9 protein-coding genes are annotated in these 21,223 nt (G+C 38.6%); all 9 read left to right on the top strand.

What is annotated here, in order from left to right:
- Positions 1–3: 3 nt before the first annotated feature.
- The 9 genes from NBH15_RS11520 to NBH15_RS11480 all read left to right on the top strand — a co-directional run bounded on the left by NBH15_RS11520 (position 4) and on the right by NBH15_RS11480 (position 21,174).
- Positions 4–5,856 (top strand): non-ribosomal peptide synthetase, encoded by a 5,853-nt coding sequence (locus NBH15_RS11520; protein WP_250822714.1) that lies wholly within the window; start codon positions 4–6, stop codon positions 5,854–5,856.
- A gap of 11 nt (positions 5,857–5,867) precedes the next feature.
- Positions 5,868–13,226, top strand: coding sequence for a non-ribosomal peptide synthetase/type I polyketide synthase (locus NBH15_RS11515; RefSeq protein WP_250822713.1), 7,359 nt, complete (start codon positions 5,868–5,870; stop codon positions 13,224–13,226).
- 9 nt (positions 13,227–13,235) lie between these two features.
- Positions 13,236–14,507 carry a condensation domain-containing protein gene (locus NBH15_RS11510; RefSeq protein ID WP_221656183.1) on the top strand — a complete coding sequence of 424 codons (1,272 nt, stop codon included), beginning with the start codon at positions 13,236–13,238 and terminating at the stop codon, positions 14,505–14,507.
- Positions 14,508–14,519: 12 nt separating this feature from the next.
- Complete coding sequence (locus NBH15_RS11505; protein WP_221656184.1) at positions 14,520–15,305, top strand: thioesterase II family protein; 786 nt, start codon at positions 14,520–14,522, stop codon at positions 15,303–15,305.
- Position 15,306: 1 nt separating this feature from the next.
- On the top strand, positions 15,307–16,020 hold the full coding sequence (locus tag NBH15_RS11500) for a thioesterase II family protein (protein ID WP_221656185.1): 714 nt from the start codon (positions 15,307–15,309) through the stop codon (positions 16,018–16,020).
- Positions 16,017–16,661: a 4'-phosphopantetheinyl transferase family protein gene (locus tag NBH15_RS11495; protein ID WP_221656186.1), complete on the top strand. Its 645-nt coding sequence runs from the start codon at positions 16,017–16,019 to the stop codon at positions 16,659–16,661. Before NBH15_RS11500 ends, NBH15_RS11495 begins: the two co-directional genes overlap by 4 nt.
- A 10-nt stretch (positions 16,662–16,671) precedes the next feature.
- A complete protein-coding gene (locus NBH15_RS11490; RefSeq protein ID WP_221656187.1) occupies positions 16,672–18,399 on the top strand; it encodes an ABC transporter ATP-binding protein in 1,728 nt (575 codons plus the stop codon).
- Between the two features lie 12 nt (positions 18,400–18,411).
- Complete coding sequence (locus NBH15_RS11485; RefSeq protein ID WP_249388345.1) at positions 18,412–20,121, top strand: ABC transporter ATP-binding protein; 1,710 nt, start codon at positions 18,412–18,414, stop codon at positions 20,119–20,121.
- Positions 20,122–20,328: 207 nt separating this feature from the next.
- On the top strand, positions 20,329–21,174 hold the full coding sequence (locus NBH15_RS11480; RefSeq protein WP_249388346.1) for a hypothetical protein: 846 nt from the start codon (positions 20,329–20,331) through the stop codon (positions 21,172–21,174).
- Positions 21,175–21,223 lie beyond the last annotated feature (49 nt).

Here is a 21,223-nt window from a genome sequence, read left to right as displayed (position 1 = left end):
CAAATGAAATCGCAGGATAAAAATAAGGTTTCCATTTTTTCATTCTTAGACAGTCAAGCAAGAATGAATCCAAATGAAACTGCATTTGTATTACTGGGAAAAGGATATGAAATTATTGATACAATTACCTATAAAGAATTATATTTTCAAAGTAGCAGGATTGCTTCATATCTTGATAAAAATGCAAAAAGCAATATCGTTATACAATTGTTTGATCAGTCCATCAACGGAGTGAAAGCGTTTTGGGGATGTCTCCAGTGCGGAAAGATCCCATTCCCGGTATATTACAACAGTGGGAAAGATATAAAAAATGATTTGCGGAATATCTTAGAGATGACACAGGCAACGTGCATTGTATCGGATTCTAAAATTATCCATGAACTTACAGAAGCCTCGGCTTTTAGCAACTTGACAGATGTTTTTGCAGTAGAAGATATATTAAGTTCAACACCTGACATTGAATTTAAGGAAAAAAACAACAATAATGATATTGCTTGTATTTTATCTTCTTCCGGAACAACCGGTGTACCCAAAGGAGTGGTAATAACCAATAGGAATATATTCTGCAATTTGGAAAGAGCAACGGACATATTTTGCTATTCGCCAGATTCCAGAATCTTGACATGGTCGCCCATACAACATGTTTTAGGGTTGACTATCCACATGATGATGGGAATTTACAAAGGAATTCCGGTGTATCTGATCCCGTCAGCTCTTTTTATGGAAGATACACACTACTTCCTAACGCTTATACCAAAGTACCAAATTACTCATTTAGGTTTTCCCAATTTCGCGTTTAAGCTTCTTGTCGAAACCCAACGTGAAAATAAAAATTATCCTTATGATTTATCCACTCTAAAATCTATCACTTGTGGAGGAGAACTGGTTCATCATAATGATTTGAACAATTTTATTGAATGTTTTAAGCCTTATCATCTCAATCCGGCTTCCATTATCCCGGCATATGGAATGACCGAAACTTGCGGAGTAATCAGTGGTTATAAACCTACAGAAAGTCGTTATAAAACAATTGATAAAGTGCCTCATGAAAGTCTCATTGTATCCAATGGGTGCGTAAAAGACCGTACTAAAATAAAGATAGTTGATGGGAAATCAGGCTTAGATTGTAAAGAAGGAGAAATTGGTTATATTCACATTGCTGGTGATATCTTATCCCCAGGTTATCTTTCTCCTGAAATAATTCAGAAAATTGAGATAGACGAAAAGTATGTATCTTCTGATTACGATTCCCATGAATGGCTAAATTCCGGTGATTTGGGCTTTATTCAGGATAGTGAGTTATATATCGTTGGAAGAGAAAAAGATATTATTATCATCCGTGGCAGGAAATACAATTTGGTTGAGATAGAGCAAATTGTACACCAGGAGTATGCGGATGAGATTCCCGTTTCTGTGGCTATAGCTGCTTTCATCAATTCGGAAGAAAAACTGATTTTATTATTGGAGGTTAATGCTTGTGTACTGGAGTCGGATGAACAGAAGGATATTTTAAAAGATAATATTCGCTCGTGCTTAGTTAAATCTAAGGGAATCTCCCCCTATGAGATTATTTTTCTTGAACAAAATTCACTACCAAGAACTAATCTGGGAAAAATCAGCAGGAGTGATAGTGTAAAACTTTACCTCAAAAAAATATCTTCAAAGGTAAGCGAAAATGAAACCGTTTCGGAAGATGAAAATTATGTTATCCTTTCACAAAAGATATCGGAATTAGTTGATACAAATGACGTTTTGGACTTTCACAACAAAAGTCTGATTGCAATGGGCTTTGATTCTTTATCTCTTGCAAGATTCTGTTCTTTTGTAAATACAACCTTTGGTGTAAACTACACTATCAGCGATTTTTTCAAAAAAGGTTTTACTCTTAAAACGTTGCTTTTACAGTTAAAAGGTAAAAAGGCTATTCAGAAACAGGAAACTGACATTTCTTTAATGCACAAAGGACAAAACAGCGTTACGCAGACAGAGTTGACGGATATTCAACACTCATACTGGATTTCTCAACAAGGGAAATACACCTTGTCCGGTAATTCAGCTTTGATATATGTGGAAATAGAATGTTTGGATGAAATAAAAGTAGATAAGCTAACTGAAGCGTTACGCAAACTTGTTCAGCGTCATCCGTTGTTGTTATCGGCAGTCAATGATGACGGTTATTTAGTTATTCAGCATGATAACCAACTAATAAATGAGATTCCGGTTTTCCCAATCTGCGATTTTGATAAAATCAGGCAGGAATACTCTATTGCATATTTTGATTTAACCCAGGCACCACTTTTCAGAGTGTGTCTATCGGAAGCACCCGCTAAACGTATTATTCATTTTTGCATCAGTTTACTAATCGCAGATGCTTCGAGCATCCAGCTGTTAATGAGAGATTGGTTTCTTTTTTATCATGAAAGAGAAAGTGAGTTACCCGCTTTGAAGACCGATTTCGCCAGTTATGTACACGAACTGTCCAAGCGAAAAGAAAGTCCTGATTATTTACGGGCTAAAGAATATTATCAGCAATCAATTGGTTCAATTCACAAAGCTCCTGAACTTTATACCTTACAAGATCCAGCCCTTATAAAGAACAGTAGAATCGTTCATCAGGAACATCTTTTTGATAGGGAAACAAGCGAGCGGCTGAAAAGGATAGCCCAGGAAATGAATGTAACAAGTACCACTTTATTTCTGGCATTCTTCTGCCGTGCGCTTTCCCTTTGGAGCAAATCACCTGCATTCTCTATTATCCTAACGATTGATGGACGTGCATTCTGTGATCAAATCTATAATGATATTGTGGGTGATTTTACTTCTACTCAAATACTATCGTTGGATTGCAATGGACTTAAAATAGATGAACTGATTAGAGCAATTCAGGATAGAATCAGTAAAAATCTGGATTACCATCAGTTTAACGGCGTAGAAATTTCCAGGATGATTTCTCCGTCCGGCAACTTAACCCCCATTGTATTTACAAATGCAATAAAGTCTTCGGAGAAGTACCAGTCCGGCAGCTATGCTTATTCATGGGGGAAAAGAAGTTACTCTTATTCCCAAACACCACAAGTATGGTTAGATTGTCAAATCTTTGAAGATAATGGTCATCTGATTCTTGCCTGGGATTATATCAAAGAAATATTCCCATGCAAGATGATGAGCGATATGTTTGCTTATCTACTTTCAGAAATTACGCAGTTGACGAGTGCCAATTTGAAAGAAGCGGGTAGTAATTTCATATTGCCTCATGGGCAGTATAAACTACGTGAGGAATATAATGATACAAGCGTTGAAGTTGTACCGCAAATGCTTTTCTCCGGTTTTTTGGCTAATGTTCAAAAGAAACCGGGACATGTAGCTATAGTCCATAATGACCGGCTGATTACTTATAAGGAACTACATAATGCAGTTGCAACAATTGTAAGGCTTATGGAAGAAAAAGGCATTACTGCCCAAACGAGAATAGGTATTTATTCGCACAAGGGTTGGGAACAGGTTGCTGCCGCATTAGCCATACAGATTGTTGGTTGCGCTTACGTCAGTATAGATCCGGACTTGCCGTTTGTAAGACGGGAATTTATCTTGAATGATTCAAACATCGCTTTGATTATATCTTCCGAAGAGTTATCGAAAGAGGTAGAAAGGAATGAGCGTATTGTTGTTGTCTGCAAGGTAGACTATTTAACTGAAAGTCAAAGTGATATAATATCAAAGACTTGCCGGGACGTAAAATGCCCTGCATATTTAATATATACATCAGGTTCGACCGGCACGCCTAAAGGTGTGGTGATTTCACATGAAAGTGCCTACAATACGATATGGGATATCAATCGGAAGTTTGCTATCACAGAAAAAGACCGTGTTTTAGCTCTGTCTTCATTAAGCTTTGACCTGTCTGTTTATGATATTTTTGGGTTGTTGGATGCTGGCGGAGCAATTGTGATTCCCGACCACACCCAGCTAAAGAATCCCGACCATTGGAGAACTCTTATTGATAAATACCATGTGACAGTCTGGAATTCTGTCCCTGCCTTAATGGAGATGTTTACATTCTATTTAGGAAGAGAAATGTATGAATCAACACTTCGGCTTTGTCTTTTGAGTGGCGATTGGATACCTGTTGCACTTCCTAATCTATTACGAAAGCTTTTTGTCCGCTCTTTAGAAATAATCAGTTTGGGAGGTGCTACAGAAGCTTCTATTTGGTCAATATATTATCCTATTGACCAGGTTGAAAAGCACTGGAAAAGCATACCGTATGGAATGCCATTGGTAAATCAACAGATGTATGTGCTAAACGATCAATTAGAGGACTGCCCGGAATATGTAACTGGCCATATCTATATCGGTGGCATAGGGTTGGCACGTGAATACTGGAACAATGAAGAAAAGACCAATCAGGCATTCATTGAGCATCCAATAAAGAAATGCAGGTTATACAGAACTGGTGATTTGGGACGATTTATACCTGAAGGCCATATAGAGTTTTTAGGCCGCGAAGATCATCAGGTTAAAATAGGCGGTTTCAGAATTGAAATTGGCGAAATAGAAAGCGTTCTGAATAAACATGAGTTAGTCAATAGGGCTATCGTTGTCAAAAAGAAAGACAGTACAGGAAGTGAAAAATTAGAATGTTTCATTGTACCTGCCGATCCAACAGGACATCAGTTTAACGATGATTCCGGGATTATCACCGACAAGGAAGAACGGAAGAAATTTAAGCTATCCCTGCATGGGATTCGTAGATCTGCTTTGGGAAAGACAAATATCGGTTTAAACCTATCCCAAAATGGGTATTACCAGAATTATGTCATGCGGGCTTCGTCAAGGCGTTTTTTGGATGCTTCAATCGATTTGACATTACTCGGTGAGTTTTTATCCTGTATAAGTATCTGGGAACATAATGGCTCTTTAAGACGCAGATATGCTTCTGCCGGAAGTTCATATCCTGTACAGGTTTACTTGTGCCAGCACAGAAATCGCATCAACGGATTGGAGAATAATGTTTTGTACTATTATAATCCCTTATCCCACAGCCTAAATAAAGTTACTGATTATTTTCCGGTATTGACAGATTATCATGAGAATGAAAATAAGGAAATATATAAGGAGGAAGGCTTCTCCGTTTTTTTGGTTGCAAACCTGAATGCGATAGAACCTTTGTATGGGAAAAAAGCATTTGAATTTTGCCTTATTGAAGCCGGGTTAATGACGCAAGTGATGGAAACTACTGGTGTAAATACAGGTATAGGGATATGTCAGATCGGTAGTTATAAGAACTATGATTTCATCAGGGATTTCAATCTACCTGACGAAAATTACCGACTTATCCATTCGTTTATTGCAGGTAAAATCGACTTTACAGATCATGCTCGGTCACTTCCAAGGCACGAAGATGATAGTAGCCAGGATTACGGGAAAGAAGATACCATTGCCATATTAAAAGAATATGTTCTGAATGAGCTTCCCAATTATATGTGCCCTTCAAATTGGCACATACTATCTGATATGCCCCTAACTTCCAATGGGAAAGTGGATTATTCCGCTATATTAAATTATGGTGAGAAGGAAACGGTTAGTTGTACAGTTCAACCACCTCCACAGCCTTCAACACAACAGGAAGCCTCTTTTAAGAATCTTGTGATAGATGAAGTATCGCAAGTATTAGGGACAAAGGATATTGATTTAGATGCGAACTTTTTTGAGATTGGTATAGATTCCAAGACCATTGTCAAAGTTTGGAGAGGTATCACAGATAAATCCCAAATTAAATTCCCCCTGACTTCCATTTTTGAGCATACTACCGTGCGAAAACTTACTCGCTATTTAGAAATTACAAAGAATAAATAAAAGGAAAGATTATGAATACAGATATAGCAATAGTCGGCATGTCATGCAGGTTTCCTGATGCAGATTCTATTGGTGCATATTGGGAAAACCTGAAAGAAGGAAAGCAAAGCATAAAGAAGCTTTCAGAAGAAGAACTCAAATTATCTGGTATTTCTGATACTCTTTATAATCAGGAAAACTACGTTCGGGCAGCGTCCTATATCAGTGATATTGAACATTTCGATGCAGGTTTCTTTAAATATTCTCCCAGGGAAGCAGCTATTTTAGATCCCCAACAACGGATTATGCTGGAACTTTCTCATGAAGCTTTGGAATCCGCTGGTTACAATAGCGAATACAACACTCAAAATGTTGGTGTTTTCATGGGATCGGGTTACAATCAATATCTTTTGAAGAATATCCTAAGAGGGCGAAGCATAACAGATAAAAGTGAAGAGTTTTTCATACAAACGTCGAATGATAAGGATTATCTGGCCTCACGGATTTCTTATAAATTAAACTTGCATGGCCCCAGTGTAAACATACAAACAGCCTGCTCAACCTCTTTGGTTGCTGTCCATTTTGCACGAAAAAGCTTGCTGGCGAAAGAATGTGATTGGGCAATAGCCGGAGGAATAACATTAAGACTCCCGCAGAAACAAGGATATTTTTACGAACCGGAAATGATTGTTTCTGACGATGGAAGATGTTGTCCTTTTGACGAAGCTGCTAACGGAACTGTTTTCGGGAGTGGTGCCGGTGTTATCGTTCTGAAACGTTTGGAAGACGCTATTGAAGACGGAGATAATATTCTTTGTGTAATAAAGGGGTCTGCAATAAATAATGACGGCCAAAACAAGGTTGGATATACTGCTCCCAGCCTATCAGGTCAACAAGCCGTTTTAAACAGTGCTATTAGGGATGCTAATATTCCGGTTGACACCATTTCTGCTATTGAAGCACACGGAACGGGAACTAAAATGGGTGATCCGATAGAATTTGATGCGTTGGTAACCGTCTTTAATGGTGTTCAAAAGAAATGTAGTATTGGTTCGGTGAAAGGTAATATAGGTCACTTAGAGAATGCCGCGGGCATCGCAGGGTTGATAAAAATGGTTCTTTCCCTAAAAAACAAAATGTTGGTTCCATCTGTCAATTATACCTCACCCAATCCCTTCATTGACATTGAAAACAGTCCGTTTTATGTTAATATAGAAACAAAATATTGGGATAATCAGGATAATGATTACCCAAGAAGATGTGGAGTAAGCTCATTTGGGATTGGGGGAACGAATGCGCATGTAATTCTGGAAGAGTATGAAAGCGATAGTGATACCTCCAACCATACTAATAAACAAGATTATTATCCGATAAATATTTCTGCCGATTCTAAGGAATCGTTACGTAAAAATGAGCAAGCCCTACTGGAATATATTCAAAACAGCCCGGAAGTTGAACTATCGCAGGTTTCATATACCCTGGCTTGTAGAAGAAATGCATATAAACACAGGCATAGTTATTCGTGTTCCTCCATTAAGGAACTTGCAGAATTGCTGAACAAAGAAAGTGACTCATCTTTAGTCGCTGGTGACTTTGATATTGCTTTCATGTTTCCGGGACAAGGTTCTCAATTTGTTGGAATGTCAGTTGAATTGTACAATAAAGGTGGCGTTTTCAAAGAAGAATTAGATCGGTTAATGACTCTTTTTCAGGCTCATCTTGCTATTGACCTCTGTAGCATTTTGTGGGGGCAGGATAAAACCAAGAACATAAACGATACGATTTATGCTCAGCCACTACTTTTCATTATAGAGTATGCTTTGGGGAAACAACTGATTGCATGGGGCGTTGAACCGAATATCATGATCGGTCATAGCATTGGTGAATTTGCCGCTTTTTGTCTGGCAGGTATGATAAGTGTCGAAGATGCTGTAATCCTCGTTAGCGAAAGAGCTTCATTAATGCATGCTATTAATAAGGGAAAGATGTATTCTGTACATTCAGAGGAAGAAGTTATTATGCCTCTGCTCCCGGCAGGTTTATCCATTGCCGCAATCAATACCAAAGATTTATTAGTGGTATCCGGTAATGAAGATGTGATGGAAAAGTTCTTGCAGATTGCAGATGAAAATGGAATAACCTATGGACAACTGCACACATCAGCTGCATTCCATTCTTGCTTAATGGAACCGGTGTTAGCCGATTTCTACGAAGTAGCAAAAAAAGTCACATTCAATCCTGCGAAAATAAGAATTGCTTCTACCCTGAATGGGGAAATAATAAATATAGGCCAAAGCATATCGGCAGAATACTTGATGAACCAAATCAGGAGGCCGGTTCGTTTCAAGGATGCCACTAATACTATCTTAAAACTGGAGCCGCATATTTTTGTTGAAGTGGGGGCAGGAAGCACTTTGAAAACATTTATCAAACGGATAGACCACCGGACAAATGCGGTAAATCTTTTACCGGCAGCAACCTCAAATATGAACTCTTTGCATTCCCTGTATTTGGCATTGGGCAATATTTGGAGTTTGGGTACAAAAGTAAACTGGAAAGCATTGTTTTCTACTGATGAGAGAATTTTCATTCCGCTACCTACTTATCGGTTTGACAGAAAAAGATATTGGATTCAACCTGCTGAACATACAGGGCAAGAAATAGAAACTATTTATAAGAGTGTCGGTGTGCAGGAAGACAAAGATGAGTCCCGAAATGGGTCAAAAGAAGAATCCTTGTCAGAAAAACAAAGAACCTTGTTGAGAATATTCTCATCTGTTTTAGGCATTGAGAATATTAGGTTAGAAGATAACTTCTTTGAAATGGGAGGACATTCATTGCTTGCAACAAGAATTCTGTCAAGGATTAACAAGGAATTTTCCAGTGATATACGCCTTAAAGAATTCATGAAATATCCAACCATTAAAGCCCTTTCGGATAAAATAGAAGAATCCGACGAAGTGGATTTAGGACTTCCGGTAATTGTGGAAGACCTGGAAAATTTACATACTCCGTTTCCGCTCACTGAAATGCAGGAAGCCCAATGGTTGGGAAGAATTGAGGCTTTTAATACAAGTGGTGTTGCTGCTCACTTGTATTTTGAAGTCGAGAATTACAATCTGTGCCCATTAACAATTTCAAAAGCATGGCAAAAACTCATTGAGCGTCACGACATGTTGAGAACCATTATTCTGGAGGATGGAACACAGAAGATTCTTCCGTTACCTATGGAGTATAAGGTAAAAATCAATGATTTCAGCAACGTATCAAACGCTGATGCGGAAACTCGGCTACAGGAAATAAGGGGTAAAATGGATAGTGTTGTACGTCCTATTGACCAATGGCCATTATTTGAAGTACAATGTTCCGTTTTGCCACAAAACAAAGTAAGGATACATTTCAGTTTAGACTTGATTATTTGTGATGTCGCAAGTTTACGAATCCTAATGAAAGAATGGGCTTTGCTTTATTCAAACATGGAACGGGAATTACCGGCAATTGATTTAAAATTCAGAGACTATGTTCTTGCGGAAAAGAAAATTAGAGACTGTAATGTATATAAAACCTCCGATACCTATTGGGATGAACGTATCAAAACATTGTCTGGCAGACCTGAATTACCTTTGAAGAATGTCACCCTGACAGAATCTCCACGCTACAAAAGGCTCAGTTATACCATAGAAACAGCGTTATGGGAAAGGTTAAAAGAGGTTGCTGGCAAAAAAAAGATTTCGCCTTCAATGGTATTATTAGCCGGATTTAGTGAGATACTTGCTTGCTGGGGCCAAAACAAAAGCTTTTGCATTAACACTACCATAATCAATAGGCATCCCCTGCATCCACATGTGAATAGATTGGTGGGTGAATTTGCTTCTTTTGCTCCCATTGAAGCGAATTTAAAAGAAGCTGTTGATTTTGAATCGCTTGTATTGAATTTGCAACAGGAAAACTGGAACAATCTGGAAAACAGGTATGTACATGGTACAACCATTCTACGAAAAATAGCAAAGGAGCGGGGAAATACTGCTGGAGCCGTTTTACCTATCGTTTTTACCAGTACTATTGTACATGATGCCAGTGGCGAGAATCTTTTTCATGAAGTATTTGGAGACTATAATTATGTTTTGTCCCAAACGCCACAGGTGTGGCTTGACCATGCAGTCTTTGAGAACGTTCATGGCCTAATGCTTAGTTGGCACTTTATTGACAACGTTTTTGAAGATGGTGTTATTGACGAAATGTTCAATGCTTATATTAAGTTGATACTATCGTTGTGCGAACAAACGGTAGATTGGCACCATCATTATTACGATTTGATTCCGTCCAGTCATTTGGAAGCTATCAAGGAATATAACACTACCAGCGAAGATATTCCTACGACAACACTCCATAACCTTTTCTTTAACTCTTGTAAGGACTTTGCAGGTAAAACAGCCATTATTTCCAAAGGAAAACAGATAAGTTATGATCGGTTACGTGTGTTAGTCCTATACTATTCTTCGGTGATTAAAGAGAAAAACATCGGAAAAGATAAGCCTATCATTGTCTTAATGGAAAAGGGATGGGAACAGGTTGTAGCAGTGTTATCTATCCTGAATGCCGGATACGCATATCTTCCGTTAACCATAGAAACACCTGTTGAGAGGGTTAAATACATTATTGACGAAACGGACTGTAGTCTGATAATCTCGATATCGGAGCATAGTGAACAGTTGGAAAACTTTCCGGATGTGGATGTGGTGTCTGTGGAAGATAGGAATATTGACCTTTCAATGGTTAACCTATCAATGAATGAAGTTTCACCAAACGATATAGCCTACATCATCTATACGTCAGGTTCTACAGGAAAGCCCAAAGGAGTAGTAATATCTCACAAAGGGGCTGTAAATACGATTATTGATATCAATAACAGATTTAAGATAAAACCATCTGATAGTATCTTTGCTTTATCAGAATTAAGTTTTGACCTGTCTGTTTATGACATATTTGGTATGCTTGCTGTTGGTGGGACTATTGTAATGCCCGAATCCGGGATGGCAAAAGATCCCGAAAGCTGGCATAAACTCGTAATGGGATATAACGTGTCAATTTGGAATACAGTTCCGGCCTTAATGGAAATGTATGCTGAATATGTATCCAATATATCTGAATCAAACAACATCAGTATTAGACTTGCGCTTTTGAGTGGCGACTGGATTCCCTTGTCCATGCCCGATAAATTGAAAGTCCTTAACCCACAAATGGAGATCATAAGCTTGGGAGGTGCTACCGAAGCTTCTATTTGGTCTATTTATTATCCAATAAATCACGTTTCTAAAGAATGGAATAGTATTCCATATGGGAAACCACTTGCCAATCAAACAATCCTGATATTGGATGATTCATTAAACCCTTGTCCCATTTACGCAACGGGCAACATATACATAGGCGGTATTGGTGTTGCAAATGGTTACTACAAAGACAAAGAAAAAACCGAAAATGCTTTTGTTAGACTGGAAGGAAGTAATGAAGTTATATACAAGACCGGGGATCTTGGCCGGATGTTACCTGACGGGAATGTTGAATTTCTTGGAAGAGCAGATTCACAGGTAAAGATTGGTGGTTACAGGATTGAACTTGGAGAAATTGAATCGTGCATATCCGCAATTGAAGGCGTGAAAGCCTGTGCTGTTGTTTTAACCCAGCAAAAAAGAAAAATCAAAGCATCGGTACAACTTAATGAAGGGGCACAATTAACTACAAGTGAAATTCAGGAAAAATTAAGTCTTGTTCTTCCACACTACATGATGCCCCAGGAACTCTTTATTTTGTTGAAGTTGCCATTAACCCCAAACGGGAAAATAGACCGTAGGCGCCTATCCGAAGAGACAGATGTATGTGAGAGTGAAGAAAGGAAATTGTGCATTAATATGATGGAGAAAGATTCTGCCAAATATGATATTATGATTGAAGTCTTTGCTGAAATTTTGGGGATTGATAAGTCCATGATAGACATCAATCAGAACTTCTTCTCAATGGGGGGTGATTCCATATTGGGGGTAAAAATTATATCCAGGTTGAAACAGCACGGAATAACATTATCCCCCAGAATGATTTTCGAGCACCCAACGATTAAAGGACTTACGGAAGCATGTGTATTAAGCAATGAGGAAAAGGTCGCCGAAAGTGACATCATATATTTATCCGCATATCAACAAATGTTGATAGACTATTGTGGTGATGACGTTTTTGCTCAAAATCATATTGTCTTGCTGGAACTAAAAGAACAAATCGACCCTGACAGATTAGATCAAGGTGTATCAACGCTATGCCCTTTGTTCGACTTCTTAAAGGGGCAACTCTTAAAAGTAAAAGACACATGGGAGCTGCATGTTAACCTCAATTATAGTTTTGAGATTGATTTTGTAGATAATATTCCAGAAAACACATCATTTGAAGATTATGTAGAAACTATAGCAAGCGACTTTATTCGTGATTTTTATTCCGGTGCTACTCCATTGTTCAGGATTTGTTTATTGCAGCATACAAACAAAGATTATCTACTGGTTATATCCAATAAATTAGTGTTGGACTTACATTCGGTTGATTTACTGCTCAAACTCCTACTAAACAACATGTATTATGGTGTGGGCATTTCCAAAGAAATAAGTAAACGAATAGCTTCTTTAAGTGATATTGCCGGTCTTTACAAATCATGCAGCATATTGAGAGATAAACGAGCAATACTGGAGGCTCGGATACAAGAAGGGCCAGATTTACCTCTTTCTATAAAAATTGAAAATGAATATATGAAAGAGGTTGAAGGAGTTGCAATCATAAATCTATTAATAAGGGCTGCTGCTTCATGTCTAAATTTCATAAGCGAAGACCGGACATTTGTCAGATACACTATTCCGAGAGACTATGAGAACCTTTTGGAACATTCTTTAGAAGCCACTTGCGGCAATTTCCTCATGACATATATTGTTCCACTGCAACTCAGTGATCTATCTGTCAATTATAAGAAGATGAGGGATATAATAGTCGATAACTCTATCGATTTAAGTATGCAGACATCAACAGATGTTTCTGAAATTGTGCCCAACGTAGATATTGTGTTTTATGGTAATATAAGCAACGATGCGTCATATTATAGCATATTAGACCGGAAAAGTAGCCCTCTAAAATCTTGTTCTGAAGTTACTATTGAAGCTTTTATAGTGAATGATCAATTAGAAGTTTCAATTCTTGTAGAAAAAAGTTTAACAGCTTCGGATGAACTGCAAAAACAATTCAAGAATCACTTACTGAAAGAGATTAAGAACTTAGAAAAGATGCAAGCGAGAGATTCTCGTGAGTTTAAAGGCTTGGAGATTTCTAAGGAGAATTTTAATGAGTTAATTTCAAAATAAGTTCATATCATGAAAAAGACTGTAAATAGTAAAATCGAAGATATTCTTAATGTTACGTCTATGCAACATTGGTATTACAATATCTATAAGAATGCGAAGGACTCGAAAACCTTAATGATGGATTTGGAATTTGTGTTTTCTGGTACTGTCGATTTAAGCATATTGAAAAAATCTTGGAACTTGATTTTGAAAAAGTATCCCATGTTGAGAACTGCATTTTATGAAACAAAAACTCATGAAGTGTTTCAGGTAGTCTACAAGGATTATTATATTGAAATCGAGTCTGTTAATTGGAAAGGTGTAAATCCTCATAAACAGGAAAAGTTAACACAGAACTTGAGAAATGAACAAAATAAAAAGAGGATTGACCTACAAGCCCCACCGTTACTTAAACTTTACCTCATTCAGAAAACGTCTAATGAGTTTAGTCTTAGATGGTACTTCCCTGTTTTACTTATGGATGGGTGGAATGTCCCTATTATATTTAATGAATTAATATCGTTCTATTCAGCATATTCAAGAGGCAAAAATCCCGGTTTGGTTTTGGAGTCGTACTCAATGAAAGACTATATAGTCTATCAGCGGGACAGGGATAAAAGCGAGGATGAAATTTTTTGGAAAAATTATTTACTCCCATTAGAAAATGTAGCCCAACCTAAGAACAAAGATAGTCATCCATTGGATTATCAAAGAATAGATGTGGATTTATCAGCTGTGGAAGACAGAATCCGGGAAAGAGCTAAAAAGATAGGAGTTAGTCTGAACTGTATTTTTCAGTTAAGTTATATGTTGGCATTAGCCCGGTTGCAAAACAGGAAACAGGTGTTTAGCCGGACAACCGTAGCTGATAGACCAATGACGATAAAGGATATTCATAATCGGGTGGGCTTATACATCAACGAGATTCCGATAAAATTGACCGTAAAAGACCAGTCTTTTGAGGAAATGGCAAAATCCTTACAGAATGATCTCAATCAGGTATTTTCCCATGTTTCATGTTCTTTGGAAGAGATAAGTTCTTTTGTCGGGAATGAATCTCTTCTTGCAATAGATAATACGATTACTTTTGAGAATATGCCAATGGAAGAGATTGATTATTCATCATTGCCTTTTTCTCTTTCCAGCACCAACTTCGTTAATCACCCTTATGGTAAAGTCAACATTTTTATTTGGCCGAGTAAAAACATGAACATCAAGCTACTCTATGATGCCAAAACATATTCCAAAGAGGATATGATTGAATTAGGAAACCGTATGAAAGATATATTAATTAACTTCTAAAAATAGATGAAAATGAGAAATGTTAATGAAGAAAAGATGAAAAAAATATGGGGAAAATGGCTGTATATACCTAATCCCCAGCCTGTTGTGAAAAATAGAGTTTTCTGTTTACATTATGCGGCGGTGTCTGCCGAAGTATATCATAACTGGTGTTTCCTATTTGATGAAGGAACAGAAGTTTGTTGTGTTCAACTGCCCGGAAGATCCACTCGAAGCGATGAAAAGAGGATCACTGTTATGGAAGACTTGGTACCGCTTATTGCTGAAGTTATTCTTTCATATAATGATGCTCCTTATGTGATTTTTGGGCATTGCATGGGTGGCTTTATGGCTCATGAGGTAACGCGGTATATTATCCAGCAAAAAGGATTGTTGCCAAGTGCAATATTTGTTTCCGGAGAAAACCCTCCCCATTTTCCTTATAGAAGAGACCTACATACTTTGTCGGATGATGAACTTCTTCAGGCGTTAAGGGAGATTAATTTCACACCGGAAGATTTTTGTTTCACGGAAGAAACAGTATCGGAAATGTTACCAATTATAAAAGGTGATTTCCAGCTGGTTGATGACTGGTTTTTTAATCCCCAAAACTCGCAAATACCTATTCCCATATATGCTTATGGGGGTGATGAAGATGTGTTTGTGACTGAAGATAATATCAAGGCATGGAAAATATACACTACAAATGGTTTCAAACATCGTATCCTTCATGGAGATCACTTTTTCATTAAAAAAGAAGTTTCAAGAGACGAGATAATAAGTGATATAAAAGCCTTCTTAAAATCTCTGGAAAAATAAAATGAGAACTGTAAATCGCAATAAGTATATGCTGATTTGTTTGCCATACGCAGGTGGTTCTTCAACATTTTATAATAAATGGAAACAGTTCTTGCCTTCCAATATCGAGATGTGTGTATATGAGTTAGCTGGCAGGGGCACCAGATCTTCTGACTCTACAAATTATACTTGTATTGAAGATATTGCGGCAGACCTGTTTTCACAAATGGATGCAGATAATCTATTCAGCAAACCGTACTATCTGTTCGGACATAGTTTGGGCGCATTGATAACTATAAAGTTGTGCAACCTGATTCGGGAAAAAGGGAAGATACTACCGGCTCATCTTTTCGTATCTGGTGAAGGTGCTCCTATCCATACAAGAGAACAAAAAAAGCTTCATTTGCTAAATGACCAGGAATTTGTCTCTGAACTGAAAAAATTAGGCGGTATGACAGACGACTTTTTCAACTATCCGGAGTTACAAGAATATTATTTGCCTATTCTTAGGAATGATTTAAAGATAGCTGAAACAGCCGTTTTCAATGGTACTTTACCTTTCGATTTTAATATGAGTGTATTGGTCGGAAAAGAAGATACATGGACAGTTGATCAAATATACAAATGGAATAGTTATACGACCGGAATTTGTAGTTTCCATTTCTTCAATGGAGGGCATTTCTATTTAACCGATTGTGGTGAGGAAATTATTCATATCATAACGTCTTGTTTATGAGGGAAGAAGATATTTGGGTATTCTACACATATGTAGATAAAGTGATTTCCAATCTCGCAGAGATTCCTTTATCAGTGTTTGATCTGTGTAGGATAGAAAAGATGCGAAGGAAAGAAGATAGGGAAAGAAGTCTCGCCGGAAGACTTCTTTTACAGCATGCAATAATGAACCTGAATATCTCTAAAGATGCTATATGCACTATCGAATGGGATAAGTTTAAGAAGCCATTTATTAAGTCAATGTATCCATTTCAATTTAATATCTCGCATTCTGGACAATGTGTTGTTTGTGCGCTAACTTCCGGGAGAGTTGGAGTAGATATCGAAAAAATGGATTACAGGATAGATATAAATGATTTTGCAGATGTATTTTCTCAAAAAGAGCTTGATTTTATATATGCTGGTTCAACTCCATATCGACAGTTTTACAAACTATGGACATTAAAGGAATGTGTTCTTAAAGCACAGGGAACAGGTTTTCTAACCTCTCCTATCGAAGTTTTGACGCTGGAAAATCCTGTGAGAATAAGTGGAGACTGTTTTTATACCCATCATACATTTATGAATGATTATTCCCTCTCTGTTGCAGCTTCGATTCCGAGTAAGAACGTTTATTTAAGTAGAATAGAATTACCAGGTTAAAGAAAGTTTTATGAAAAAGAAAAAAGAAAGCCAAATATTACAGAATCAGAGAGATGGCATGTCTAATATCATTGTGGTTTTGCATCTTATATTCGGGACACTGCCTGTTTTGCTGGTTGTGTATATGGTGGATGCGTTCTTTAAGGGCGATGCCACCGTTCGTATGATTGTGTTTGTGGCATGTTTGATGTTCGCTTTTGCCCTGCTGAAAGGATTCTTTTACGGGGCTTCCATTTGGCGGGCGCATAAATCGGCCTACGAAGCCCTGACGAAACTGCGGATGAAAATCGTAGCCCATTTACAGAAATTGCCCCTCGGTTTCTTCCAGGAACGCAAGGTGGGTGATTTGACAAATATCATTCATCACGATGTAGAACAAATAGAACTCTACCTGGCTCACGGACGCCCTGAAATCCTTTCGGCGACATTTTTACCCTTTGTGCTTTGGATTATCGTTTTATGTATTGATTGGCGTTTGGGATTATCGTTGGTATCATTGCTTCCCGTTGCATTTATTCTGCAAAAGCTGTTCAACCGCATGTGGAAAAAGTCATTCCAACATTTTTCCGATAGCACCAAACAAATGTCCGAGGATTTATTGGAGTACGTGGCCACTATTCCTGTGATAAAGGCATTCAGCAATGAAGAAACACGCACCGGAAAAGTATTGCAGGGAATGCGGGATTATATCCATTGGGTAAAAAACAGCATGACAAGCATAGCGGTTCCCATGAGTATTATCTCAATGTTTTTAGAGGGTGGCGTGGTGGTAATGATTATCACCGGATTGGTGTTGATCGGCAGCGGCGACCTGTCCGTTGCCAGCTTCATACTTGCATTGATTCTGGGCGGCATCTTCGCATCCTGTTTTGTGAAACTATCGACCTTTCAGCATTTCGGTATTGTTTACAACCAGTCAGCCCAACGGGTACGTTCCATTACCAGCGTTCCGCCCAAAGAAAATGTGGATATGAAAATCAATCCTTCGGGCGATGATGTTCGCTTTGAAGATGTTTCGTTTACCTATCCAAGCAAAAGAGAAAAAGCACTCTGCGATGTCAATTTAGCGTTTCCAAAAGGCTGCCATGTTGCAGTGGTGGGAGAATCGGGTTCCGGGAAAACCACATTAGCAAGCCTGATGATGGCGTTCTGGCAACCTCAATGCGGCATTGTCCGTATCGGGAACGAACCAGTCAATAATTTATCCGAGAAAAACATTGCGGAACTGTTCTCAATGGTTCAGCAGGATGTTTTTCTTTTCAATATCAGCATCGAGGACAATATCAGGATAGGACAACCCACTGCCACCAGAGCCGAAGTAGAATCGGCCGCCCGCCGTGCAAGGATACACGATTTTATTATGAGTTTGCCTAATGGCTACGAAACACTGGCCGGGGAAGCCGGAGTGAAATTTTCGGGTGGGGAAAAGCAGCGCATATCCATTGCCCGGATGATTCTCAAAGATTCGCCCATTATCATTCTGGACGAGGCAACGGCCGCACTCGACGGTGAAAACGAACGGCTGATTCACGAAGCATTGGACGATTTACAGCAGGATAAAACGGTAATCACCATCGCCCACCGACTGAATACCATTCGTGAAATGGACAGCATTGTCGTCATGGATAAAGGCAAAGTCATTGCTAACGGCAATCACGACCAACTGATGCGGCAATGCGATATGTATAAGGAAATGATAGAAAAACAGACCATTGTAAACCAATGGCAATTAAATTAAAGGAGGCGCGATATGATACGAAATATCTTTAATGAAATGACATCACGTGGCATATACCGTTTAATCGCCTCAATCGTGTGTTTTGTCCTCTATGCTTTGTGTGGAACAGCAATTATGCTGGTAGTCCTCTACGCGATAGATAATATTGTCGCGGGGCAAGCGGTACGCATTCCTGTATTGGCTTGGATTCTTATCGGATTATTGGTATTTAAGACTATTGCCAACTCTGTTGCCGATATGTCGAAGCATTACGCGGGATTCGACTTGGTAGAACAGATACGCCAGAAAATAATCCTGAAACTCAAATCCTTTTCGTTGGGATTTTATTCCAATGAACGCCTGGGCGAGATTAACACCATTATCCATAAAGATGTAGATAATATGGAAATGGTAGTCGGCCACCTATGGACACGGATGTCCGCCGACTTCATTGTGGCGTTGATACTCGGCATCGGCTTGTTTTGTATTGATTGGCGCATGGGTCTTGTGATGATTGCTGTACTTCCGTTGGCATTGTTCGGGTTGTTCAGAGGAATCCGAAAAGGGGTTAATGAACAGGAAAAAAATCAGGATGACTTGGCGAACATGGTAAGCCTGTTTGTGGAATATGTGAAAGGTATTCCTGTGTTGAAGATCTTTGGTGGGAAAGGTTTGTTCCGTAATCGCTTGGACAATGCCGTCGAGCATTTCGGCGATAGCAGCAAATCGACCTCACGACTGGCGGCTGTCAATATGGGAAAATACACTTTCTGGCTTGAAATCGCTTTTGCCCTGATGGCAACCGCCGGGGCTTTCTGGGTTTATAAAGGAAGCCTTAGTCTGTTTACCTACTTAATGTTTGTCGTAGTTTCCAAAGAGTTCTACAAGCCGTTTGCAAGTATGGAAGCGCACTGGATGAACTACATTAAGGTAAAGGACAGTTACAGCCGGATAGCACGTTTACTGAATACGCCGGTTGTCAAAGAGCCTGCACAACCAAAGACAGTTGAAAAGTTTGATATTGCTTTTGATGCTGTGGAATTCCACTATGAAACGGAAGGCTTTGAGATAAAGGATTTATCATTTACCGTTCCTGAAAAAACGGTTACCGCCCTTGTCGGTTCTTCCGGTTCTGGCAAAACGACCATTACCAGCCTGCTGTTACGATTCTGGGAACCGCAATCTGGGGCGATCCGCATCGGCGGAGTCGATATACGGGATATGAGCTACGATTACCTGTTGGGCAATATCAGTATCGTGATGCAGAATGTAATCCTGTTTTCTGACACCATTTACAACAATATCAAAGTCGGAAATAAAAACGCCAGCCGTGAGGAAGTGGAAGAAGCAGCAAAGAAAGCGATGATACACGATTTCATTATGCAGTTGCCCGATGGCTATGATACGAAAATCGGGGAAAATGGAATGGGTTTATCCGGTGGGCAGAAACAACGCCTATCAATAGCCCGTGCGTTCCTGAAAAACGCCCCGATTGTCATACTGGATGAGATAACCAGCAATGTAGATCCGATCAATGAATACAAGATACAGAAAGCCATGTCAGCCCTGATAAAAGACCGGACGGTGCTGGTAATCGCTCATCATCTGCACACGATCCGCAATGCAGACCAGATTGTAGTCCTGAATAAAGGGATTTTGATAGAAGCCGGAAAGCATCAGGATTTATTGCTGAGAAACGGGATGTATTCGGATATGGTGCAGGAACAATCGAGGGCTTTCTGATCAATCATCACACGCGTTATCAGATAGATTGGTTCTTATTGCCTTGTAATAAGAGCAAACGAATACGTTTTACGGGCAGAATATTGCGTTTTGCGGGCAAAGCTTCTTTTTCGTTAGCTGTAACTTTGCATAAACAAAAACAAGCCCACGAAGCAATCCATTGAAAATTTGAGCATTAATATAATATAGCTTATAGTAGAATATAAAATGAAACAAATAATCTTACTTTTATTAATCGGTCTTTTTTTTAATTCTTGCGATAAAAACAAAGATGAGATAACATACGATTATTCCTTCGAGTTGCAAGGAGATAAGGATTCTGATTTTGCAGAACAAGGCGAGTTAAGAACATTCACATTGACGGTTTTTCGGGAAACTCAAATCAATGGGGCCTTTTCTGGGCAGAAGGAAAAAGTAAAAGCATCTGCCATTACAGAGATCAAGCTTGAAGGAGAACAGTTCACCATTTCAAATATCACAAAAGACAACTTTATCTGCTCTTTTGAATTACGTGCCAGTGAAAATGAAGAGGACACCATTCGGAAAGGTAGAATTATGTTCTCCATTGCAGATGGAAAAGAAATTACTTATAAAACCTATTCATTTCAACAGAAAGCATCCCAAATAGAATATCAGTATATTATTTCAACAGAGATGTCGCAGCCATTTTATATACCTGTAGAAGGAGGTAAATTTGAAGTATCCTTCATGTGTAACCGACTGAAATCTGTTAATGGAGAACTGGCAGATACTACACCAAGTGCTTTAAAGAGTTTAAGATACAATATCTGCCGTGCTAATTCAGCCTTGGTTCATTCTGTGCATATAGAAAAAGATGGTGAATCTACGGGTAAATATAAATTCGTAATAGAGTCTTCAGGCAAATACAATTTAACTAATTGGAGTGCAAAGAACGAGTCTACAGTTTTCATCGAAATAAAAGATGGGGAAGAAATTATATTCCACTGTGACATTATTCAACCTCAAACAGAAGGAGAAGACTTCTCTGTACCATTAGTCTCTTCTGCGGCAATAGGCACATTTGAAATATAAATCATAATCACTCTGGGGAAAAGATATTAACTGTTCTTGAAATAAGGAG

It is taken from the genome of Parabacteroides caeci (assembly GCF_023656795.1).
Taxonomy (GTDB): Bacteria; Bacteroidota; Bacteroidia; order Bacteroidales; family Tannerellaceae; genus Parabacteroides; species Parabacteroides segnis.
Note: the sequence above shows the minus strand (reverse complement) of the source record. Positions and strands in the feature narration are given on the sequence as shown.

What these genes read in the sequence shown, in the direction of transcription:
- NBH15_RS11520 (WP_250822714.1), top strand. Translation starts at nt 4, where the DNA reads ATGAAATCGCAGGATAAAAATAAGGTTTCCATTTTTTCATTCTTAGAC.
- NBH15_RS11515 (WP_250822713.1), top strand. Translation starts at nt 5,868, where the DNA reads ATGAATACAGATATAGCAATAGTCGGCATGTCATGCAGGTTTCCTGAT.
- NBH15_RS11510 (WP_221656183.1), top strand. Translation starts at nt 13,236, where the DNA reads ATGAAAAAGACTGTAAATAGTAAAATCGAAGATATTCTTAATGTTACG.
- NBH15_RS11505 (WP_221656184.1), top strand. Translation starts at nt 14,520, where the DNA reads ATGAGAAATGTTAATGAAGAAAAGATGAAAAAAATATGGGGAAAATGG.
- NBH15_RS11500 (WP_221656185.1), top strand. Translation starts at nt 15,307, where the DNA reads ATGAGAACTGTAAATCGCAATAAGTATATGCTGATTTGTTTGCCATAC.
- NBH15_RS11495 (WP_221656186.1), top strand. Translation starts at nt 16,017, where the DNA reads ATGAGGGAAGAAGATATTTGGGTATTCTACACATATGTAGATAAAGTG.
- NBH15_RS11490 (WP_221656187.1), top strand. Translation starts at nt 16,672, where the DNA reads ATGAAAAAGAAAAAAGAAAGCCAAATATTACAGAATCAGAGAGATGGC.
- NBH15_RS11485 (WP_249388345.1), top strand. Translation starts at nt 18,412, where the DNA reads ATGATACGAAATATCTTTAATGAAATGACATCACGTGGCATATACCGT.
- NBH15_RS11480 (WP_249388346.1), top strand. Translation starts at nt 20,329, where the DNA reads ATGAAACAAATAATCTTACTTTTATTAATCGGTCTTTTTTTTAATTCT.